Genomic DNA, 21,231 nt, shown 5'->3' with positions numbered 1-21,231 from the left:
TTTTACGTTCGGGGGCTGGCGCGTCGTAAATTAAGGCGTTGCTGGGGTATCTTCAATTAGCTTTACGATTGCTGGGTTGCCTTGCTCTTTAGCCATATCGATAAAGTGACTTTTTTCTAATTCATCAAATACTTCATTGGTAAGCAGCGTTTTTAAGCGCGTTTCGTCGCCATTGGCGATGGCTGTTTTTATCGCTTTAGTCGCAACGGCGGGGCTGTCTTCTAGGTTACTTTTATCATTATAGTCAGTCATAAAGGCTCCTTGATTAACGTTTTATCGCTAGCTTGTATACATAGCTTATCTGGTTCGCTCGATTAGCAAGACCTACCAATAGATATTTAGGGCAGCAGCTCGTTATTCAACCCCAGCGGGTAAAGTGCCTACTGCGTGTAAAGTGCCCACTGCGAATATTCGACATTAGCTTTTTGTGCACCATAAGATCCCATTTAATAAAGCTCTCAGTTGACTGGCTCGCGAATTAATCTCTGCTTAAATTACATGTATAAAAACTCAGGTATAATGAGATTTAACGAAGAGTACCTATATCGCTTCCCACTATGTAATTTTGTTCGGTCTCACTTTGCTTCCCACAAAAACGCTAAGCTATTAATTTAACTATGGAAAATATTTTCCACATAGCATTTAATGGGAAGCAGAAAAGTCGCGTTATACACAGGTCTCCTTTTGCTTTTGTAACTCTGAGTGGTTTTGAAGGCATGAAAAGCAATAATGATCAATAAAATCAGAAGGTAAGTGCTGGAAATGACGAGAATTCAGATCAAATCGAGAAGTTACATGTACGACATGCTCGATGATAAGCGTTAGCCATTAAGGAAATATCATGGATTTAGATATAAACGATTCCGTGCCTATGACTGTTATGAGTGATTCTTCGCAGTCAATTATGAATTTCAAAATTCGCTTGGGTGATGTGGTCATATTAAAGATAGGCGGTAAAGAGTTTGAAACTAAGGTTATCGAAATTTTTGATGATTACTTCGTCGGTAAAACGTTAGAAAATTACATTGATGATGTTAGTGAGTTTCCGCCTTTCGTAAATTTTGTTCAGCCAAATGTCTATGGCATAAACCGCTAATGGCTAACAAGGCGCGTCACTCAGAAAACCACTCGCTGGCCTTCGGCCAAAGCACTCGTGTTTTCTGGTGCGCTTGGCGTTAGGTGCTCATTGAATGAATAGCTTTAAGGAATCCGTTAATAAAGCAATTAAAGGTGACTGGATAGTTGCTGCTTTATTTATTGGACTAGCAATCATTTCGTTAATACTTGGTCGGCTTCCATTTGGGAAACATGATGTTATTAATACCATTGATAACCCTGCTATATATTGGTTGTTCATTAGTATTTTTGTTTTAGTTAGCTTGTTCTTTGTCTTTAGACCTTTTATAAAGTCAGGCACCTAACAAGTGAATTATGTTGTTCGTAAACTCACTGGGCTTCTCCCAAAGCGCTCATAAAATCCCATGCTTGGGGGCTATTACTTTATGAAAAACCAGCATTACTACCGCTCAGTTGCTAGATCGAAAGTATGGCAATCACGTGGCATTTTATTTCTATTTTTTATTTTTTCCATTTCATTGGGTACGATAGGTTTTGTGGCTTTAATTATAGGCCTGGTTGTTAGTAATACTTATGGGTTTGCCTCTTTAGCTTCGATTAAGTGTAGTGAATGCGACAAGCCCGTTGGCGTATCAGCCAGCTTTTTAGGAAATATCGATGTACCCTCTAATTGTGTTAGCTGTAAAAAAGCCATTCCGAGTTTGGTGAAAACGTAATATAACAAACCAAGTCAGCGGGACACTAACACGTAGACTACCGTCACTTCGTTCCGTATTTTAGCCTGCGCGTTATCGCCCCTTATTTAAAAGTTGAGGCTGTAGAAAAAGGTCTAAGTCAATAAACCGTAGCGCGCCACGTAAAATATTTCTGTTGTTTAATGGTTAAACCTATCCGGGTTTCACGTAGCGACGCGTTTATAAGGCCAAATGAGGCTGGTTTTTATATCAATTTTCAAAGGAGAGGGTTTTTCTACACCGTCGTTATATTTTTCTAATTTTGATCATAGTGACCACCTAGTGCAAAAATGTAGATGTATTCATCATCAAATTTATAAATCAGCCTATCTTTCTGAGAATACGCTTTGACCATAAGCCAGATAAGTTATGCCTTAATGGCTCCGGCTTACCTAAACCACTAGCAGGATCTGAGCGCATCATTTCTTTTAATAATTTACATAGCGCCTTATGAAGTTTCTTGTCTTTCTCTCTCATTAATTCATAGTTGAGCCAAGTTTTACCTTCAAAAACTAGTGATCTCATCTAATTGCTCTTTTGTTGGTTTATAGCCTTTACTGCTTCCGTTAGTTTCCATCGATTCGGCAATTTGTTGCATCAAGTTACTACTTTGCAATACATGTAATGTTTCTTGCTCTCTTTCCCAATCATCAGCACTCATTACAATAAAGGCTTCACCAGCTCTTCGAGTTACTACTAATAAAGACAGCCATCTTTAGAATCGTATAAAAAGCTCTGCTGTTTAGGGGAAAATCCCCCTCAATAAGCGTCAAAGTACTTTTGATTTGAATGATTGGGGATTTTTACCGGAATATTAAGCGTTGAAGGAGAAAACGGCGCGAAAGGTCAATTTTTAGGCAAACGCCTACGTTACAAGAGATGCATTAAATGTGTTAGTTACAATGTCTTATGCGCGTTTTAACAACGCTTTCGCTTTGGTCATTCCTCGCAGTCGTTGATGATGGGTGTGGCGTTTGAACGCATTCATCATTTGCTCCGCACCTGCAGCGTAGCAAAAGTGTTTTTCAAACTCAGTGGTTAACGTTAGCCATTGAGCAGAATCTAAGCCGAGTCGTTCTAAAATTGGGCTTTGAGTATTATCGATATGACCTGCCTTATCATCACGAATGCATCGGCCCGTAGTGTCGACGAGCTCACAATAGTCTTTCAGTGAGTAGGGGATACCTTGGGGCATATTTTCACGAGGGTTTCCCACAAAGGGTGTTAAAACGCTCGGTTGAGGTTGTTTGTTTTTAGCGGCGTGAATGCGTTTTTTGATACTGGTGTGCTTTGATGTTTCTGGTGTTTTTTCCATTTTTGCACGAATGGGATTCAGGTCCACATAAGCCATACACGCTAAGACCGCACTTTCATCCAACAAAGCTTGAGATTTAAACCTCCCTTCCCAGAAACGACCAGTGCAGCCGTCTTCTTTATTGGCTTCGCGAGCAATATACTCATTCAAGTCACGCATAAACCAGCTTATGTCGTACAAACGGTGTCGATAGATTTCAACGGTTTCATCAAAGGTGATTAGCTCTCCTTGGCTCAGCGTATCGCCATTCATGAATTTCTGAGTCAGCAATGTGCCTCTGTGCAGCTTGTGATAGCGCCTCAACACTTCATCGCTATCCCAATTATCAGCCAACGCTTTATCCACACAAAGCACTACATGCGTGTGATTATTCATGACTGCATAAGCACAAATGTCTATTGCGAATACTGTCGCTAGAAACAATAAACGCTCTTCTACCCAACCTCGGCGATGCTCGTAACTTTGCCCAGAGTGCTTATCAGTGCCACATAAATATGATTGACGGACACATCGGGAAACACAATGGTAATAGGGCGTATCGATTAAACTAATTTGGCTTTTTCGCGGTTGAGGCATAGTCCATCTACCTGACAGAATGAAACACAAATTAAGTGTAGTTTAGCCTATAAAATTGACCATTTTTATCATGGGTGTCTTTCTTTCTTTTTTTATTGGTCATAGAATGATGTTTTGTTTGATTTTTAAACAAATATCTTGCTTTGTTGCTTTTGTTAGGTTAAAAAATGATCAGCTTGGTTTTCGACTTCATTAATTAACTTGTGAAAGATAACGTTAGCAAGGAAAAGGAATTTCTATGACACCTCTCAAATCATTGTTTATAACAACTACCGTTTTTCTAATTTTTTACCCCTCCACAAGTCAAGCTCAAGTTGCTGATATTGCAGCGGAAACCCAAAATCAAGAAGAGTTCGGTGTCTATATACAGAATAGTAAAGGCAAAGATGCTGAAGTTAAACTTTCGAGAAATTACCTATGCCATGGAAAGGGAACTACTTATTACCCTTTGACAACATCTGGGTATAGAAACAATTTTGTTAATGTTCAAGAGTGTGTGGACGCAGGTTTCGGGTTACCTAAAAAGCCTTAAGCAACCGAAGATATTCATCTTTATACAAAAGCAGCTAAAAACGTAGAAAATTTATTGTTAGAAAGAGTTGCAACAGGAAAGGACCCTGCACTATCGCGGTTGAGTACTTTGAGCTCAGCTTCGTCAACATCGAATCCAAATACTGTCGCGCCTGCTCCAACGGAAGTTGTGGAAGCTATTGAGGACGCAAAAAAGGCAGAAGAAGAAAAAAGGAAGCTGCTGATTTCGGTGGGTTTAATTGGAACCCCGCGCTAGTTTTCCTTTCATACAACGGGCCAGACTATATTGAAGATGTTGAAATTGAAAGCAATGCCGAAGGAGGCGATGGAACCATATTTGTTGGGAAAAGGTGGGCACTCAGTTAGCTTTGATGCTTGAAGCTCATTATTTTTGGGATTGGTCACGAGGAAAATACCAATATGGCGTTGGTCCATTTGTATCAGTTAGTCTTGCCACGCAGCAAGCTAATAGCTTAGGGTCGGTAATGGGAGTTAGGGCGAAGTTTGGCCTGCGTCAAAAAAATGTGATGAATATAGGGTTTGGGTATTTTCGATATACAGAATTTGAAACACTACGCGATGGTTTAAAAGACGGCGATACAACGAGCTTTACAGACAGTTCAGATCTAATACAGAAAAGAGATGTGGGCGGCTTTATGATTCTTTTTAGTGCAAACTTTTAATCAGCAAAATTTGAAATCTGACAGGTAACACTTAAGTCTGATTTAACTTTTTTAGAAATGATAGCTTACTAAAAGAAGCAGCTTGTCGAATGTAGGATTAAGCATAAGTGTAATTGGGATGGGCAAGGTATGGATAAAGCGATTCATAAAGAAATCTTCTACTATGAGGCTCTGAGGACGATAGTTGGTTTATTGGCAATCGCTGTTGCGCTTATCACTACTATCACTTATTTTTTTTATACCGATCTAACGTGGACGATCTCGAATATTCCAACAAGCATAAGTGTAACCTTTCATTTGGGCTCAGTTATTCCGTTTGTTGGGATACTATGTATTGTTGCGTCATTCTTATTTGCCTTTCACGGTACGAGTAGAATTCAGTTCATCTTGACCAAATTAGCTGGAGTGTTTGCTCTTTTGGTGGCCTGTTTCCCCACTGACATCAATGGACGATGGATTGCTATACTTACGGAGGAAAACCCCCACATTCTTAGAGATTTACCAACAAAGTGCAAAGAACTCTGGGAAAATTCACCAGACGCACATTGCAATATGTACTCGTGGGAATTGACGCCCACAGTACACTTTACAGGAGCTTTCGGACTTATTGGGATACTGTGCATATTATGTTTTATATTTGCTCATAGAACATGCAAAAAAGAAAAAAAATATCCTCAATTTAAAAAACAGCTTTTTAGGCGAAGAATCATTTATTACATGTGCGGGCTAAGTATGATTGCCTCTATTTGTCTACGATTTCTTTTGGCTGATACTGATGCGCCGAGTGACCAATCCATATTTTGGGTCGAGGTAGTTTGCTTAATAGCGTTCGGGATAAGTTGGCTCGTTGCAGGACTAAAGTTCGCGATGACTGGTCTCTCAAGTGGCCAGGAAGTTGAGCACACTATGTCAGCTGAAATTGATGAAAAAGTTCGTGATCGAAAGGATGAATAGCTTACGACAACCTAAACTTGTTCGACTTAAAATTACATTGGATTTAATTAGTCACTGAAAGCAAGCCTCAATGGGGTAACTAGTAATTTTGTAATGGAGCCATTTAAAATGAATGTAACTTCGGCAAAGCAAAGAGTAGATGAGTATTTCCAGAAAAGCACATGGCTAGGAACAGTAGTCTCGGGACTCGTAGTGGCTATAATTTCGGCCTTTTTTATTGAGGTAAATCCAACTGCGAACTTTTCAGCAGTTATTAGCTTTATTATAGGATTGCTCCTAGGTGTGTGCTTTATGTATGACTGCATGGATTCCTCATATAAGCCAATGACAATGCCATTAGGTTTTTTGTCACTGGCATACCTTTTGATAGGCGCGCTCCATTTAATCAATCACGATCAGCAAATTGTCGAGCCATACATTGAAATGTTTGGGACTATTTGTTTCATTTTAGCTTGGGTGTTTGTGAGTAAAAATTCTCCTCGTCAAAAGGAACGAAGGGCGGAAATATTACCTATTGTTGTTATAGGTTTTGCACTTGTCGCGTTTACACTTTGGCGTGGAAGTATTCAAGGTGAAACGGTCAATGAACAGAATGACCAAGCTCTAAGGCTTATGGTAAATACTTGCAATTGCCTCATAGTTCTATCTTTGTATTCAGTATTACGCAGAAATTTTAAGTCACCAGATACAGTAACTAATTTAAGTATACTGTTGTTTGGAGCAGCCCAACTGGCAGCACCAGGCCGTGACTGCTTAACTGTTAAAGAGCATATTTTTCTAACAAAATGCTCTCTAGATAATATTGAGTTATTTGCTTCTGCTGTTTCCGCCAATAGCATTGCTTGGATGTTGTTTTTAGGAAAAATAATGTTCGGTTTTTACTTGCTTAACTTGTATTTCGATAAATCGAACGCCAAAAACAGCTAGTTGCTATTAGGTCGTAATGGTTTATGAAAAAACTAACTGTAATACTCGTTGTAGACCAAATTTACGAGAAGACTCATCGCTTTGTGACGAAGTTGAGAGAGCATCTAGGTAAAGATTCTAAGACTTTTATCGCGATTGTTGATGGTTGGAACTCAAGCTACAGCGACGTTCCTTTAGGGGTCAGCGGAGTTTTCAGAGGAGATATAAAGAATTTAAAGTCGGAACTCATTCGTTTCTTTCCTAAAGAAATGGACTCTGGAACTTTGCGCTTTATTGCATTAAATGAATTTGCTTTGCTAGCAAAGCTAGCAATTGAAAAAGAGGTACTTGGTAATTTTGATTTAGGTACTTTGTGCGCTTGCGATAAGATTGCTTGTCGAGAAACTATGTCTCTATACAAGTGTGATAAAGAAAGATACTTATCACACTTTAATTTTTGCACACAATTTGTTGAAGTAAATGCAAAGTCCTCTCTACATCTTAAAAAGATAGAGTCTCCAAGTGATAGATACGTCGTAAAACCTGCGTTTGGTGCAAGTGCTGAGGGAGTTAAAATATTTAATTCTTGGCTTCGTGCAGTCGAATACGCAAAGGAGCCAATTCCAGAAAATAAACTTTTTCCTGAAGACGTTCTCGAAACATTGAATGTTTCGTCCGAAAGACGCATGGCTAAAGTTATAGAGCCTTTTATAGACGGAACTGAATTTTCGATTGATGGATATTTGATCGGCGATGAAATTTACGCGATCGTACAACATAAATTAAAAGTCATCCAAAGTACCTATATAGGAGACGGTCCTACTGTAACTCCTCCAATCAAGTCATTTGACGAAAATATTCAAAATTTCAAACCTTTAACTACCGAAGAAGAAATTGTATGCGAATTTGCTAAACATATACTCCGCGGACTGAGATACCCTGATAGTGTTTTTCATATAGAAGGAATCGAGTCGGAAGGAGAGCTTCACCTTATCGAAGTTAATGCGCGTTCACCTGGAGGTATGCTGTGGTTGTCCGCAATGAATCGAAGTGGGTATGATTTAGAGAAAATTCATTGTTACTTGCAATTAGGACTAGATCCAAAAAAATTAACGTTTGAGTCCGAAGAGAGTGGAATACATTGCCTTCACTATCCACTATATGCTGCAAACCCTGGAAAAATTGAATCTTGGGGGGACTTTACCAATATCAAACTTAAAGCCATTTTTCCTGATGTTAATATTCGCATCGATACAGCAGTTCCGAGACATTTTGAGTTCAATGAAAATCATTTTGAAGAGGAACCGTATTTAGCCTTCTTTACAGCGATTACACATTCCGAAGCCAAGTTAAAAGAGGTTGTTAACGTGTTATCTGGTTTGAAGCATCCCAAGTTATCCTAACAAGAGACTATGGCGTTAATAGCTAATTTATAGCCTTTGGCGCTTCCCACTTCTCATTTCTTGCATCTAGCTCTTAGCATCTTGTATCTCACATGGCACTAGGCCAATTACCCGACTTGTTTTGTTTATTCTGAATACTGCACAGCCGTTTTTCTAAGGTTATTTTCTTCAAATCAGTACCGCTTTCTACCACTTGGTAGACGGGAAATTTACCACGCAATAAATCGTTAGTGTACTACCAAATATTACATTTTTATGACGGCATTTCTCATATCAATTGTTAAGCCTGATGTGATCGAAAGCGGCATTTTTAGCTGGTTTTAGCGATTTTTTATCAAAAAAAGTGATTATTTTTAATTCTTTCGTTTGCTCTTTACTGACGCGGTATTGCGGCGAGTTAGATTCAGCTCTACGCATTTATCTGGTCAATTTACAGATTGTCAACGTTGAATTATCAATCCTATTACCTTAACCTTTATTTTTATTGAACGTTCAATTAACAAAAGCGTTAGCGAGAAATATGCCTAAAGTTGGAATGCAGCCTGTACGTCGTCAGCAATTAATCGATGCCACTATTGAATCTGTGGCGGAACTTGGATTACGTGCAACCACCATTAATAGCATCAGTAAAAAAGCGGGTTTGTCGTCGGGCATTATCAGCCATTACTTTGGTGGTAAGCAGGGCCTGATTGAAGCAACCGTGCGCTATTTATTATCAAATTTGAAGCAATCGCTGTTAGGTGGATTAAAGGCGGATACCACACCTGAACAACGGTTGATGTTAATTGTTGAAGCCAACTTTTCGCGGCTTCAACAGCAAAGTGATGCAACTAAAACTTGGTTGAGCTTTTGGGCTCAGTCCATGCACGACATTGAATTGCATCGCTTACAGAACGTAAACAGCAGAAGACTGTGCAGTAATTTAGCGTGCTCATTTAGACAACTAATGAGCGTAGAAGACGCAAGAGTTGCCGCTGAATTAAGCGCGGCAATGATCGATGGCTTGTGGTTACGAGCAGTACTAAGCAAGTCTGACAAAGATGAATTTGAACACTGTGAGCGGCTAGCAAAAGACTATGTGCGTTCACTTATCAAACAATATGGACACTAACGTGACAACACCAGTTTACCAAAATTTCATTCATGGCCAATTTCTCGCAAATCAATCTGGCGAGAGCTTTGCCGTTAAAAACCCAGCCACTGACGAAGTGATTTACCACGTTGAGGTGGCAGACGCGACAATTCAACAAGCGGCAATCAAAAGCGCTAAAGAAGGGTTCGCACAGTGGTCAGCGATGACGCCCATTGAGCGTAGCCGTATTTTAATAAAAGCCGTGTCATTACTGCGTGAACGCAATGATGCACTGGCCAAAATTGAAGTACTGGATACCGGTAAACCTTGGCAAGAGGCCGAGTGCGTTGATGTGCAAACGGGCGCAGATGTTATTGAGTATTTTGCGGGTCTTGCCCCAGCTCAAGTGGGTCAGCAACAAATGGTTGGTGATGATTTTTACTATACCCGCAAAGAGCCGCTAGGCGTTTGTGCCGGTATTGGCGCATGGAACTACCCATTGCAAATCGCTTGCTGGAAGTCAGGCCCAGCGCTTGCTGCAGGAAATGCTTTAATTTTCAAACCGTCAGAAGAGACACCTTTAGGTGCAATTAAGCTCGCGGAAATTTTTGTAGAGGCGGGCGTTCCTGCTGGTGTATTTAACGTGGTGCAAGGCGCTGCGGAAGTAGGCCAATGGTTAACCCAAAGCCCAGATATTGAAAAAGTCTCGTTTACCGGTGAGGTAGGTACAGGTAAAAAAGTGGTTGCCAGTGCCGCAGGCTCATTGAAAGACGTGACCATGGAACTAGGGGGGAAATCACCTCTATTAGTATTTGAAGATGCTGACGTATCCCAAGCGGTGAGCGCAGCTATGCTTGGTAACTTCTACACCCAAGGTGAAGTGTGCACCAATTGCACCCGTGTTTACGTTCATAAGTCAGTTTATCAAGCGTTTGTAGATGAGCTTAAAACCCGCATAGAAAATAACATTATCGCTGGTGATCCGCTCGATCCGAACGTTAACTTGGGTGCCTTGATTTCGAAAAAGCATCAAGACCTAGTGATGGGATATATCAACAAGGGCACCGAAGAGGGCGCAACCCTGCTGACAGGTGGCACCACGTTGAGCCCTGAATCGGCCCCTAACGGTTATTTTGTGGCACCAACGGTATTTACCGATTGCACCGACGATATGACCATAGTCAAAGAAGAAATCTTTGGCCCGGTGATGAGTCTGTTGGTGTTTGATGACGAAGCAGATGTTATTCGCCGTGCAAACGATACCCACTTAGGCTTGGCCGCTGGTGTATTCACCAAAGATATCAAGCGCGCGCACCGCGTTATTCATAAACTACAAGCCGGTATTTGCTGGATCAACAGTTACGGCAATTCACCTGCAGAAATGCCGGTAGGTGGCTATAAGCAGTCTGGTATCGGTCGCGAAAACGGTATCGAAACACTTGATCACTACACCCAAACTAAATCCATTTACGTGGGTATGACCGACATAGAGAGCCCGTTTTAATGGCTGAGCAAACTTACGACTACATTATCGTGGGCGCAGGCTCTGCAGGGTGTGTGCTGGCAAATCGCTTATCCGAAGATGCCAGCAATCAAGTGTTGTTATTGGAAACCGGCGGCAGCGATAAAAACATCTTTATCAAGATGCCCACCGCGCTGTCTATTCCCATGAACACTGAAAAACTTGCTTGGCAATTTCACACCGAAGCCGAACCTTATTTAGATAACCGAAAAATGCATTGCCCTCGGGGCAAGGTGTTAGGTGGTTCATCGTCTATTAATGGCATGGTGTACGTGCGCGGCCACGCCAAAGACTTTGATGAGTGGCAAGAGCATGGTGCACAAGGCTGGGACTACCAATCTTGTTTGCCATATTTTCAAAAAGCCGAATCATTCTATTTAGGCAAAGATGCTTATCGCGGTGACAAAGGGCCCCTTGGCGTAAATAACGGCAATGAAATGGCTAATCCGCTGTATGGCGCCTTTATCGAAGCAGGTAAGCAAGCCGGTTATGCCGCCACCGATGATTACAACGCCGCACAGCAGGAGGGCTTTGGCCCTATGCATATGACGGTGAAAGACGGCGTACGCAGTTCTGCCAGTCGTGAATATCTTGACCCGGTTAAATCACGCAACAACTTAACCATAGTGACCGGTGCTTTGGCTGAAAAGGTGATTCTTGAGGGCAAAAAAGCCGTAGGTGTTGAATACAGTATCGATGGTAATAAAACCACTGCGAAGGCCACCACAGAAGTACTGTTAAGTGCTGGTTCGATAGGCTCTCCCCACCTTTTACAACTTTCAGGTATCGGTGATAGCGATACGCTTCAGGCGGCGGGTGTTGAGGTGAAACATCATTTACCTGGTGTAGGGCAGAACTTGCAAGACCACTTGGAATTCTACTTTCAGTACAAGTGTAAGCAGCCCATTACCTTAAACGGCAAACTCGGTTTGATTTCAAAGGGTTTGATCGGTGCACGTTGGTTGTTTACGCGCAAAGGCTTAGGCGCAACGAATCACTTTGAATCTTGTGCGTTTATTCGCTCAAAACCTGGGGTTGAGTGGCCAGATATACAGTACCACTTTTTACCGGCTGCTATGCGTTACGACGGGCGTAGTGCGTTTGCTGGGCACGGATTTCAAGTACACGTAGGTCACAACAAACCAAAAAGTCGCGGTGCGGTCACGATTACATCAGCTGACCCAACACAAGCGCCGAAAATTCAGTTCAATTACTTGCAACATCAAGACGACATTGAAGGTTTTCGCGCATGTGTGCGCCTAACCCGAGAGATTATCGAGCAAAGCGCGTTTGATGAATATCGTGATGACGAAATTCAGCCTGGCAAGCATGTTCAAACAGACGAAGAAATTGATGCTTTCGTGCGCCAAGCGGTTGAAAGTGCTTACCACCCTTCGTGTTCTTGCCGAATGGGAGAAGACGCCATGGCCGTGGTGAATTCCAGCACTCAGGTTCACGGTATTCAAGGTTTGAGAGTAGTGGACTCGTCGATTTTCCCCACTGTGCCAAATGGTAATTTGAACGCGCCAACTATCATGGTTGCGGAAAAAGCAGCAGACATGATTTTAGGAAAGCCAGAGCTTAGTCAAGCGCCCGTGAAGGTTGCTACATCAAGCAATTGGCAAACAGTGCAACGTAACGCAACGATTTAATCTGGCCATCTGAAGCGCAGCAAATTGTATTTTTTGCTGCGTAATGCGCGTCAATAAACAGGAAGAAAGATGAAGCATTATCGCTTATTTTGGGGAGGGACCAATGACCTTATGGCTTAACGCTGGGATCATTTTCACCCTATTGGCCATTGTGGTTATTTTACTTAAATGGGGCAATGTCGTTTGCGTCGGTGTGACACCGGTCAGGCTATTTACCTTTATTGCTATTTTATTTACCTCAGGGCTAGACGTTGGCTTGATCATGTTCCCGCTCACCGAGTTTGGCGGCTACGCAAACCTAAAGGCCAACCCTGAATACGCTTTTACCAACCCTATGGCGATAGAGTTTGGTTATTGGGGATTTCTTATTTGGGGGTTTTACTTCCTAACCTGTTTTTACTTCTGTGTGGTTGAGCCCAAGGTTAAGTTTTTCGAAATCCCCTTGGTTAAACTTATCAATAATGTGGTGATTATCGGCACCTGTGCATTTACCGCCTTTTTGTTGTTGTCTAATTTACCTTGGTATCTACCCGCTATTGGTGATGGCGAATCGGTTATCCCTACCTTCTATTTTACTGTTTTCGCGGCAATCTGCTTTGCCGTTTATTCCAGTACTGACATCAAATATGTACGTTTATTGAGTATCTCTACCACTTGGCTATTTATCGCGTTGATCGCCTTTATGTGGGCTGGTGCCTTCTTAGGAAAAGACAGCCATGTGGCTGCGTTCGTTAATAATTTAAGCTTGATAGGAAGTTACTTTGGCAACCTAGATGACTTTGTTTTGCCATTGAACGAATACCACGAGTTTTACTTATTCTGGTGGTTTGCTTGGAGCATCATGATTGGTCAATTTACCTCACGTTTTGTGGGGGGCTTGAAAACCTATCAGGTGCTGGGCGCTATGTTGATTTTTCCTTCCATTCCTATCGCGGTTTGGTTCAGCGTTATTTATCAATATCACGAAGCGGGTATTCCTACAGCAGGGCTGAAAAACTTCGCCATGGCTTTTGTGGGCATTGTGTTTGTCATCAACTCGCTCGACTCCCTTATTCGCTTGTACACAGACAACCTAAAACTCACCGTTAAACGCTTAGGTAAGTTTAAGTACATGGCACTGAACATAGTCGCGCTTTCGTTGCTGACATTGTTGTTCAAATTAGAGTTTTTACAAATTCAGTGGGTCGGGGCATTGGTCATCGGTTTGTTTTTTAGCTGCGCAATTTTCATTGCCTACAGCAAGCCTAAAACCGTTAAAAATATCGATAGCTCACCAAAAGATAACGAGATCGACTTCACGAAAATAGATTCAGGAACTTAGTGAAATAAAGGACTTTACCATTACTACACACAATAAAAACACAACACACAAAACAGGATTATTTATGAATACCTATGTGCCAAAGAAGCAAAGCCTAATCGCTTTGTCTGTGCTGTCAGCCATGTCGATGACGTCGTTGTCGGCCTTTGCTCAGGAAGCAGAAACCCAAGCCAACGCTAAAAAGCAGCAAGAAGACGTAGAGTCTATTGTGGTGACGGGGCGTAATGTGTCTTATGCAAACAGTGCCGCTTCTGAAGAAATGAAAAAGCAGCAAACCTCGATGACAAGCGTATTGGCTTTGGTAGATAACCTACCTGGCGTATTGGTGACTGAAGGTGACCCGTTTGGCTCTGATGAGTGGTCTACTAGTATTTCAATTCGTGGTTTTCAGTTGAATCTTGAATCTCAACAAATTGGTATGACGGTTGATGGCATATCAAACGGTAACTCTAACTACGGTGGCGGTACAAAAGCCAGCCGTTATATTGATACCGAAAACTTGCGTGGCGTAGAAGTATCTCAAGGTACTGCTGACATTAGCTCTCGTTCAAACGAAGCGCTAGGTGGCACCATGGATTTCACCACAATTTTACCTGCTTTAGACGAGCAATTAACGGTCAGCGCCACACTAGGTGAGCAAAACGCACGAAAATTCTACGTACGTTACGACACAGGCGAAATAGCGCAAGACACATTCGCTTGGTTGTCACTGTCAACCCAGCAAAACGATGATTATATGGATGGCTCTATCACTAATAAACGTGATCACGCCGAAGGTAAAATTATCAGCACCATAGGTGAAGTGGATATTACGGGTTACGTGAGTTATGACGATGCCGAAGAATACACTTACCAGCGTGTTTACGGTTTAGCTCAGTATGAACAAGACCCTTTGTGGGACGGCCTAACTGAAGATTGGTCTGGTGTGCCTTATCAAGACCAAGTGTTCCGTGAAGGTTGGGTAACTGAGCGTGAAAACTTCTTCACTTACCTAAAAGCTGACTTCGCTGTGGGTGAAGTTGATTTCAGTACGAATGTTTACTATCACGAAAACGAAGGTGCGGGTAAGTGGATCCCATATTACATCGCTGATGTTACCGATGATGGTGTAGGTAACCCTAACTCTGAGCTAGATTCATCGACGACCGCATTCGGCGGCGCGTCTCAGGGCCTAATTTATTTTGTGAACCGTGCGGGTGAGTCTTTATCACCTATCGCAGGTTGCGAAAGCTCAATTGGCTTCCCATACGGCGGTGGCGGAGCAGAAATCGACCCAGGTTGTTACGAGCAAGGTGCTATTCCTGTCAGCTCAAACCGTCACACGCATTATGATAAAAAGCGTTACGGGGTAAACGGTGATTTCACTTGGCATACCAGCATTTCAGATATGGACAACGTATTGCGTGGTGGTTTCTGGTATGAAGATTATCAACGTGAAGAGTATCGTGATTGGCATAAAACCATAGATGCAGCAACAGGCCCGCGCTTTGATAACACCCCTTATTGGGTGCAGTACGACCGCGAATTCCCGGTTGAAACCCTAATGTATTACATTGAAGACGAACTTGATGCAGGGTTTGCAAAGTTCCGTTTAGGTGCAAAGCAATTCAAGGTTGATGTGGCGAAAGAAGACCAATTTGTACCAGAGAACGATTTGGACGTGTCATCTGATTCAGACGTACTTATCTCAGCAGGTTTTGTTGCGCCGTTACCGGTAAACGGCCTAGAGGTTTTCGGTGGCTACGCAGAAAACTTTGCAGCGGTTAAAGATGCAGTACTAGAGCGCGATGATGCTGATGTGAGCACAGTTGAGCCTGAAACAGCAGATAACATTGACTTTGGTTTACGTTATTCAACGCCTGGTTTTAACGCAAGTTTGACTTACTACAACATCAAATTTGAAAACCGTATTACCTTTGTGAGCAATGAAGACGTAAATGGTATCGATTTCTTAGAATCTGCTGCTGGTGGTTACCTTAACGACGGTGGTATTGAATCTGACGGTATCGAGGCTTCAATCGACTACAAAATTACTGACACATTCGGTGTATACGTTTCTTATACCAAGAATGAATCGACTTACACGGATGACGATCAAGATATCCGTGGTAAAACGGTTATCGGTAGCCCAGAAGATATGGCGGTTATTAGCTTCGATTACGCGAAAAATGACTTCTACGCGGGTTTCAGCACGAAATACGTGGGTGAGCGCTTCTTAGACCAAGCGAACACGCAAGAAGTTGATTCTTACGTCGTAAGTGATTTGTATATGGGTAAAACGGCTTACGATATCGGTGGCAGCATCGAGAGCGTAGAGCTTAGCTTTACCGTAAACAACGTATTTGACGAAGAGTATCTTGGCTCAATCGCGCCAAATGCTGGTTGGATTGGTGCGCCGCGTATTGCATCGTTCAACGTTAGATTCGTAATGTAATAATAGCGAGTTACAAGGCCACATTCAGTCCCCTGTTTGTGGCCTTTTTTGTATTGATTGAGCGCAAATATTTTATGTTTTCGTCATGTGTACAGTACTTGTTCTGTCTGTTTCACTGTTTTGAGTTTTATTTTCTGCGCATTATCCCACCCTTTAAAAACTGACATAAAAAGGGCTTATAGTTTTTATTTCGCGCACGCGTGACAGACGCAAACTAATTAAAACAAGGGCAGGTTATTGGCCTGCCAAAGGTAAATAATCATGAAAGTACCTAAGCTTCACTCATCATTTATTTCCAGCGTTTTGGCCACTATTGGTTTGTTGCTTAGTGCACCAAGCATTGCCGACGTCAGTATTACTAAGGGCAAAACGCTCATCCCCCATGGTAATGCTATTTCTGACAACGACCTGACGATTAAAAATGACAAATTAGCGTTTTCATTAGCCATTGGCTCTGCTCCGCCTTGGGGCGTTGCACGTGGGTGTATTGTGGATATTGCGAACGTTAAAGCTGATGGCAGCTTAAGTCCTGATCGCGTAGCGTTTGCAGATTTCATCCCGAATAATTGGTCTAGTTGGCCTAACACCTATCAAACGCTTAACATCATCAAAGACAGTCAAGATGAAGCCATTGTTGAAGTCATCCGTGATTTCGGCAAAGTTGAAATAAGCACGACTTACCGTCTGCAATCAGGCTCTGATTTGATTCACGTGCAAACGACCATGACCAATCAAGGTGAAGCCATAGTAGACATGCACTCTGGGTTTACTTTGTGGCCTGATGCGGGATACAAGTTTGCCGTACCTGAATATAAGACCAGTGAGGAAAAAGAGCCGGCAGCGAACTTTATTACTGATAGGTTTGTGGGTTATGGCGCTGACTGGGCGGTAGCTTTGCATGCGCCTTACATGACTGAAGTAAAAAACCAATCAAGAGACTTGTACGCCCAGCATAGTTTGCAAAAAGGGCAATCAGTGACCTTCACTGGCGATTACCAAGTGTTGGCCAGTGGCGATTTAGCGCCAGTAGTACGCGCCGAAATTGAGCGTAAAAACACGAAAGCAGGAACGCTGAAAGGTGAAGTGCAAACCCAAAACAAAAATGCCCTAACGCAACCGGCGATTGTGGTAAGTAAACAGGGTACGCCTTACATGTGGGGCTTGGGCAAAAACGGCCAATACCAATTTGACTTACCGATTGGTCAATACCAAGTTTATGCCACCGGGAAAGGCTATTCTGACAGTAAAATACATGATATTGAAATCAGTGAAAACACCACTCAAACCTTATCCTTTGACGATTTGCTCTCACCAGGCCAGGTCAGCATAGAGGTAACAGATGCAAATACTAAAGCGCCCCTTGATGCCAAGATAAAGATTGAAAAAGGCAATCAGCCTTTGATTGAATTTTTAGGTTCCCGGACCTTTTTCACCGAACTTGATAGCACCGGTCATGCAATGTTTCCGCTCGCACCAGGTGAATATCAACTGAGTATTTCACCTGGTGGTGGCTTTAATGCAAAGCCAGAATTGATTAACACTGTAGTAAAAGGGAATTCCACCACAGACATAGCCAGTGCTGTTACCGTTAGCACTTATCCAACGCAAAAAGGTTGGTACGCAGCTGATTTGCATCATCATGCAGACGTGCTTGAAGGTTCAACATCACCCGAGTATTTAGTGCGCTCTCAACTGGCTGCTGGGTTAAATGCGTTGTTTGTGAGCGATCATGATTCCACCAAGAACAACGCAGCCATACAAGCGTTAGCCGATAAACGCGGCGTGCCTTTTATTCCGTCAATTGAAGTGTCGCCTTCATGGGGCCATTTTAATGCCTTTCCGATAAACGCAGGGGCCACCTTGTCTGTCGACCCGGGCGTAGACGATATTCATACTTTGATCAAAGACATGCGCCGCATGGGGGCGACGGTGATTGCATCGAACCACCCGTACATACCCTACGGTTACTTGAGCAGTTTAGATAAAAACACAGCCCCAGGCGGGTTCAATCCCAGCATTGACTTGTTTGAGATAAACGCCGCCGTCGATAACCAGCCAACCATGGATAAAGCCCATCAGCTTTGGTCACAAGGTTTGCCTTACTATTATACGGCCGGTTCTGACACGCACGATGTGTGGAACCAAACCAGCGGTTTAAACCGTATGTTCGTGTACACAGGCAGTAAACCAAGTGCCCAGGCGTATGCACAAGCCATGAAAAACGGCCGCTCTTATGTGTCATATGGGCCGATTATTTATCCGCAAGATGTCATGTTTGGTGACACGATTAAACTCGCCAAAGATCAGCCACAATCCATCAGTTTTGATTTGGTCGCGGTGAATGGGCTTAAGTCAGTGTCATTAATTGCTGCGCCAAGCGAGCAAAAAAATCAGCAACAACAGCAATCTGGGCAAAGCGGCTCAAATCATCAGGTGCTAAACAAACAAGCACTTAGTGGTGATAGTGCATCGATAACATTCACTCTGCCCAAATCCTCTGGTTGGGTCGCGCTGGTGGTAGAAGATAAAAACGGACATAAAGCCTACAGCAACCCGATTTGGCTTAAAGAGGTAGAGCAAAGCCAATTTTTGAACGTAGTAAATTAAAGGGAGTGGGGCGCTTTAATTTACCAGTAGTTGAGGGGTTTCCGGCGAAAAGGCTGCTTAAGCGTGCCCTCAGTGGTGCTTAAAGGCACCAGCGTTTAATAACGTTTACCGACACAGACAGGAGGCCCTTTATTTTAAAGGGCCTTTTTGCTTTGCTCGCCCATCACGAAATATTTAGTTCGCGACACCCTGCATACTCAGCAAATTGTTTATCGTGCTGACATAATAACAGCGCCGCTATATTTCTTTTTAAATAATGGAAGATGCGTGTTTGTCTTAAGGTATTGGTGTAAGGATAGAAATGCAGTTTAGGGAAACGAGTTAATGTCCGCTTACTTGACTTATTATGTTTTGATTAATTGCACCAGATCTAGGCACGAACCAATTTCCAAATCTATGGGTTCATCATTTTCTAAAGTAAAAGATGTATCAGTAAATGCTAAACGGTATTCATTTTGATGTGTATATTTCTTTCGTTTTTGAAATACATTCCAGTGAAAAAACTGTGATTGTACAGATTTCATATCAACTTCATCTGAACGCGAATAGTTTATGGAACCAATATGTGGATGAGCGAAAGAATAATCTTTATCAATTAGAGCTAATTCAATTCTCTTTGTAAATTCAAGGGGGTTGACTACCCTGATGACTGTATCGTATTTAGTGTCTAGACTTAATAACGTTGGAAATGAAGTATCTGGAAGTGCGCCGCACCAAACAAAAATTTTATTTACAGAGCTTACATTGTACGGGTGGCCTTTCGATTTTAGCTCGCCCAACCCTTCTGTAGAATCACCTAGCTCATCGTTTTCTAGGTTTTGATAGAATTCAAGAGAATTTAACCTGACAGTACCATTTTCAATTAATTTTTCGGCCCACTGCTTCTCCATTGCTTTGATTAAAGTGCTAGGAGGTGGAAAGGCATTAAATTCAATACCTTCGATAATTTTTGTTCCGCTTAGAGTAATAATAATTTCCACGTTCCCCTGAAACATACCGCTTTGCCCTAACGAATCCCCTCACAATTCTGAGCAGAAACAATAATATAGACACGCATGACGCTATTTGATCTAATAAATTTCGCCAAAAACCTACTAGATAACAACACCATGCGTGATATTTCTATCTTACACGATTTGCTTAAATAACAATGCCCTAATCTACATGCCAAACGTCTTTCTTCACTGATGATTGCCACCTAATCTTTGCTAGATGGCCAGCAACTGTTGTTGACGGAATTAGGACGGATTACCTCAGGCTCAATAGCTCCGAAACACAGCATCAAACGCATCGACAGACGGCTTGGTATTTACAACCTACATAACGAGCGGCTCGACATGTACCGTTGGAAAATTACAGATAAAAATTACAATTACAGAGACACCCAATTACAGAGACACCCAAGATAAAAAGCAAATTGACAAAGACATCCAAGATAAAAAGAATCAGCGGTTATAAGAATTAACCTCGATAGTTTTTCTAACTTCTCTTTTTGTGGGCGTGGAGCCAGGCTATTAGGTTTGACATGCTAACTGAAAATTTAGGTATAAGTGTTTGTTTTATGTATATTATTTCTTTTTGTTTTTTTTGGCAGGGAGCCCAGAGGCATTAACCTAGGCTAAATACTGAACTCGTTAAAAACAAAAAAAGCTCTTCATTTCTGAAGAGCCTTTTCATCGCGATGTTTGGTGGAGCTGGCGGGAGTTGATTTTAAGCATTAAGTCGTTGTTATTTAAGGTTGTTTTTTTATTTTGTTCTTGTGGTATGCCTATCAGTATGCCTAAGCTTTAAAGTACCTTACTGAAAATATTGAAGTATGGCCTACTGTTCAAATCTATTTATAGTAATACTAAATAAATCATGCATAAAATACAGAATTATAAATCCAATTGCTTAATTAACAAATAGAGCTAGCCGAAACGGGGGAGATTTTAAAAACTCAAGCGCTGATATTATGAATGGCTTGATATGTAAGTTTCAGTCCTTCAATATTTTGGCATGCAAGAGATCAATCGGCCGAATGCCGTAAAATGGTTCATTGTGATTTATCATTGTCATAAAGCCAAAGATGTTTAATGGGTTGTCAAACATCAATCGTAGTTCTTCGTGGATATTTAATAAAAGCGAGAGTCTCATATGTATCTCGGGTGAAGTAAATTCACCAATTAAGGCCGTTTTTTGCTTTTCATTCAGTCCCCACTTTTTAAGTAGCTCTATCACTATAGTAGTAACCTTGCTCAACTCAGCGTCTGTTACATTCATATCGTTTGATTCAGCAGGAGAAATATCTATCATTTTTTAGCTACTATAACACTTTATCTATCTACGAATATTATCTTGGCTTACTATTATAAGCTACTTTTACATTGCTAAATCATTGAAAAATAATAAATGATTGACAAGAAACAAGTCGTCCAATTTAAGTTGTTTGCTTATGAATAGAG

General features: G+C 41.9%; 20 protein-coding genes and 1 pseudogene. 15 read left to right on the top strand and 6 right to left on the bottom strand.

The genetic code is table 11. From position 1 onward, the window contains the following. Nucleotides 1-30: 30 nt before the first annotated feature. A complete protein-coding gene (locus tag GCHA_RS20390) occupies nucleotides 31-252 on the bottom strand; it encodes a hypothetical protein (RefSeq protein ID WP_007991732.1) in 222 nt (73 codons plus the stop codon). A gap of 589 nt (nucleotides 253-841) precedes the next feature. On the opposite strand from GCHA_RS20390, the gene GCHA_RS20385 reads away from it, so the two are divergent. From GCHA_RS20385 to GCHA_RS20375, 3 genes are all read left to right on the top strand, one after another. After that, nucleotides 842-1,096, top strand: coding sequence for a hypothetical protein (locus GCHA_RS20385; RefSeq protein ID WP_007991731.1), 255 nt, complete (start codon nucleotides 842-844; stop codon nucleotides 1,094-1,096). A gap of 94 nt (nucleotides 1,097-1,190) precedes the next feature. Beyond that, nucleotides 1,191-1,421 carry a hypothetical protein gene (locus GCHA_RS20380; protein ID WP_007991730.1) on the top strand — a complete coding sequence of 77 codons (231 nt, stop codon included), beginning with the start codon at nucleotides 1,191-1,193 and terminating at the stop codon, nucleotides 1,419-1,421. An 81-nt stretch (nucleotides 1,422-1,502) separates the two neighbouring features. Next, the gene (locus GCHA_RS20375; RefSeq protein ID WP_153810728.1) at nucleotides 1,503-1,793 is read left to right on the top strand and encodes a hypothetical protein; all 291 of its coding nucleotides are present in this window, start codon (nucleotides 1,503-1,505) and stop codon (nucleotides 1,791-1,793) included. A gap of 339 nt (nucleotides 1,794-2,132) precedes the next feature. Here GCHA_RS20375 and GCHA_RS20370 read toward each other — a convergent pair whose 3' ends face one another. From GCHA_RS20370 to GCHA_RS20360, 3 genes are all read right to left on the bottom strand, one after another. After that, complete coding sequence (locus GCHA_RS20370) at nucleotides 2,133-2,336, bottom strand: type II toxin-antitoxin system YoeB family toxin (protein ID WP_007991728.1); 204 nt, start codon at nucleotides 2,334-2,336, stop codon at nucleotides 2,133-2,135. Beyond that, nucleotides 2,317-2,520: a type II toxin-antitoxin system Phd/YefM family antitoxin gene (locus GCHA_RS20365; RefSeq protein WP_083881867.1), complete on the bottom strand. Its 204-nt coding sequence runs from the start codon at nucleotides 2,518-2,520 to the stop codon at nucleotides 2,317-2,319. The genes GCHA_RS20370 and GCHA_RS20365 overlap by 20 nt, the downstream gene beginning before the upstream one ends. A 198-nt stretch (nucleotides 2,521-2,718) precedes the next feature. After that, nucleotides 2,719-3,702: a hypothetical protein gene (locus GCHA_RS20360; RefSeq protein WP_007991723.1), complete on the bottom strand. Its 984-nt coding sequence runs from the start codon at nucleotides 3,700-3,702 to the stop codon at nucleotides 2,719-2,721. A 238-nt stretch (nucleotides 3,703-3,940) separates the two neighbouring features. On the opposite strand from GCHA_RS20360, the gene GCHA_RS20355 reads away from it, so the two are divergent. From GCHA_RS20355 to GCHA_RS20305, 11 genes are all read left to right on the top strand, one after another. Further along, nucleotides 3,941-4,234: a hypothetical protein gene (locus tag GCHA_RS20355; RefSeq protein ID WP_039992867.1), complete on the top strand. Its 294-nt coding sequence runs from the start codon at nucleotides 3,941-3,943 to the stop codon at nucleotides 4,232-4,234. A gap of 349 nt (nucleotides 4,235-4,583) precedes the next feature. Further along, nucleotides 4,584-4,916, top strand: coding sequence for a hypothetical protein (locus tag GCHA_RS20350; protein ID WP_007991721.1), 333 nt, complete (start codon nucleotides 4,584-4,586; stop codon nucleotides 4,914-4,916). Nucleotides 4,917-5,045: 129 nt separating this feature from the next. Next, nucleotides 5,046-5,870 (top strand): hypothetical protein, encoded by an 825-nt coding sequence (locus GCHA_RS20345; RefSeq protein ID WP_007991719.1) that lies wholly within the window; start codon nucleotides 5,046-5,048, stop codon nucleotides 5,868-5,870. A 108-nt stretch (nucleotides 5,871-5,978) separates the two neighbouring features. Beyond that, the gene (locus GCHA_RS20340; RefSeq protein ID WP_007991718.1) at nucleotides 5,979-6,797 is read left to right on the top strand and encodes a hypothetical protein; all 819 of its coding nucleotides are present in this window, start codon (nucleotides 5,979-5,981) and stop codon (nucleotides 6,795-6,797) included. Nucleotides 6,798-6,820: 23 nt separating this feature from the next. Then, a complete protein-coding gene (locus tag GCHA_RS20335; protein WP_007991716.1) occupies nucleotides 6,821-8,179 on the top strand; it encodes an ATP-grasp domain-containing protein in 1,359 nt (452 codons plus the stop codon). Nucleotides 8,180-8,699: 520 nt separating this feature from the next. Next, nucleotides 8,700-9,290 (top strand): transcriptional regulator BetI, encoded by a 591-nt coding sequence (betI, locus tag GCHA_RS20330; protein ID WP_008302831.1) that lies wholly within the window; start codon nucleotides 8,700-8,702, stop codon nucleotides 9,288-9,290. Between the two features lies 1 nt (nucleotide 9,291). Further along, on the top strand, nucleotides 9,292-10,755 hold the full coding sequence (gene betB, locus GCHA_RS20325) for a betaine-aldehyde dehydrogenase (RefSeq protein ID WP_007991708.1): 1,464 nt from the start codon (nucleotides 9,292-9,294) through the stop codon (nucleotides 10,753-10,755). Beyond that, complete coding sequence (gene betA, locus GCHA_RS20320; protein WP_007991706.1) at nucleotides 10,755-12,425, top strand: choline dehydrogenase; 1,671 nt, start codon at nucleotides 10,755-10,757, stop codon at nucleotides 12,423-12,425. Before betB ends, betA begins: the two co-directional genes overlap by 1 nt. A gap of 103 nt (nucleotides 12,426-12,528) precedes the next feature. Next, on the top strand, nucleotides 12,529-13,746 hold the full coding sequence (locus GCHA_RS20315; protein WP_007991703.1) for a BCCT family transporter: 1,218 nt from the start codon (nucleotides 12,529-12,531) through the stop codon (nucleotides 13,744-13,746). Between the two features lie 64 nt (nucleotides 13,747-13,810). Further along, nucleotides 13,811-16,180, top strand: a complete 2,370-nt coding sequence (locus GCHA_RS20310) for a TonB-dependent receptor domain-containing protein (RefSeq protein ID WP_007991702.1) — start codon at nucleotides 13,811-13,813, stop codon at nucleotides 16,178-16,180. A gap of 261 nt (nucleotides 16,181-16,441) precedes the next feature. Then, nucleotides 16,442-18,787: a CehA/McbA family metallohydrolase gene (locus GCHA_RS20305; RefSeq protein WP_007991700.1), complete on the top strand. Its 2,346-nt coding sequence runs from the start codon at nucleotides 16,442-16,444 to the stop codon at nucleotides 18,785-18,787. Between the two features lie 344 nt (nucleotides 18,788-19,131). Here the strand turns inward: GCHA_RS20305 and GCHA_RS20300 are convergent, their stop codons facing one another. Continuing rightward, entirely contained in the window at nucleotides 19,132-19,767 is a 636-nt protein-coding gene (locus GCHA_RS20300) for a hypothetical protein (RefSeq protein WP_229816611.1), read from the bottom strand. A 129-nt stretch (nucleotides 19,768-19,896) separates the two neighbouring features. Between GCHA_RS20300 and GCHA_RS22735 the strand changes: the two are divergent. After that, a pseudogene (locus tag GCHA_RS22735) lies at nucleotides 19,897-20,136 on the top strand (IS4 family transposase); the annotation flags it as partial. A 628-nt stretch (nucleotides 20,137-20,764) separates the two neighbouring features. Here GCHA_RS22735 and GCHA_RS20295 read toward each other — a convergent pair. Next, the gene (locus GCHA_RS20295) at nucleotides 20,765-21,082 is read right to left on the bottom strand and encodes a hypothetical protein (RefSeq protein ID WP_039992866.1); all 318 of its coding nucleotides are present in this window, start codon (nucleotides 21,080-21,082) and stop codon (nucleotides 20,765-20,767) included. Nucleotides 21,083-21,231: the final 149 nt, after the last annotated feature.

Source organism: Paraglaciecola chathamensis S18K6 (genome assembly GCA_000314955.1).
Classification (GTDB): domain Bacteria; phylum Pseudomonadota; class Gammaproteobacteria; order Enterobacterales; family Alteromonadaceae; genus Paraglaciecola; species Paraglaciecola chathamensis.
Note: the sequence above shows the minus strand (reverse complement) of the source record. Positions and strands in the feature narration are given on the sequence as shown.

What these genes read in the sequence shown, in the direction of transcription:
- GCHA_RS20390 (WP_007991732.1), bottom strand. Translation starts at nt 252, where the DNA reads ATGACTGACTATAATGATAAAAGTAACCTAGAAGACAGCCCCGCCGTT.
- GCHA_RS20385 (WP_007991731.1), top strand. Translation starts at nt 842, where the DNA reads ATGGATTTAGATATAAACGATTCCGTGCCTATGACTGTTATGAGTGAT.
- GCHA_RS20380 (WP_007991730.1), top strand. Translation starts at nt 1,191, where the DNA reads ATGAATAGCTTTAAGGAATCCGTTAATAAAGCAATTAAAGGTGACTGG.
- GCHA_RS20375 (WP_153810728.1), top strand. Translation starts at nt 1,503, where the DNA reads ATGAAAAACCAGCATTACTACCGCTCAGTTGCTAGATCGAAAGTATGG.
- GCHA_RS20370 (WP_007991728.1), bottom strand. Translation starts at nt 2,336, where the DNA reads ATGAGATCACTAGTTTTTGAAGGTAAAACTTGGCTCAACTATGAATTA.
- GCHA_RS20360 (WP_007991723.1), bottom strand. Translation starts at nt 3,702, where the DNA reads ATGCCTCAACCGCGAAAAAGCCAAATTAGTTTAATCGATACGCCCTAT.
- GCHA_RS20355 (WP_039992867.1), top strand. Translation starts at nt 3,941, where the DNA reads ATGACACCTCTCAAATCATTGTTTATAACAACTACCGTTTTTCTAATT.
- GCHA_RS20345 (WP_007991719.1), top strand. Translation starts at nt 5,046, where the DNA reads ATGGATAAAGCGATTCATAAAGAAATCTTCTACTATGAGGCTCTGAGG.
- GCHA_RS20340 (WP_007991718.1), top strand. Translation starts at nt 5,979, where the DNA reads ATGAATGTAACTTCGGCAAAGCAAAGAGTAGATGAGTATTTCCAGAAA.
- GCHA_RS20335 (WP_007991716.1), top strand. Translation starts at nt 6,821, where the DNA reads ATGAAAAAACTAACTGTAATACTCGTTGTAGACCAAATTTACGAGAAG.
- betI (WP_008302831.1), top strand. Translation starts at nt 8,700, where the DNA reads ATGCCTAAAGTTGGAATGCAGCCTGTACGTCGTCAGCAATTAATCGAT.
- betA (WP_007991706.1), top strand. Translation starts at nt 10,755, where the DNA reads ATGGCTGAGCAAACTTACGACTACATTATCGTGGGCGCAGGCTCTGCA.
- GCHA_RS20315 (WP_007991703.1), top strand. Translation starts at nt 12,529, where the DNA reads ATGACCTTATGGCTTAACGCTGGGATCATTTTCACCCTATTGGCCATT.
- GCHA_RS20310 (WP_007991702.1), top strand. Translation starts at nt 13,811, where the DNA reads ATGAATACCTATGTGCCAAAGAAGCAAAGCCTAATCGCTTTGTCTGTG.
- GCHA_RS20305 (WP_007991700.1), top strand. Translation starts at nt 16,442, where the DNA reads ATGAAAGTACCTAAGCTTCACTCATCATTTATTTCCAGCGTTTTGGCC.
- GCHA_RS20295 (WP_039992866.1), bottom strand. Translation starts at nt 21,082, where the DNA reads ATGATAGATATTTCTCCTGCTGAATCAAACGATATGAATGTAACAGAC.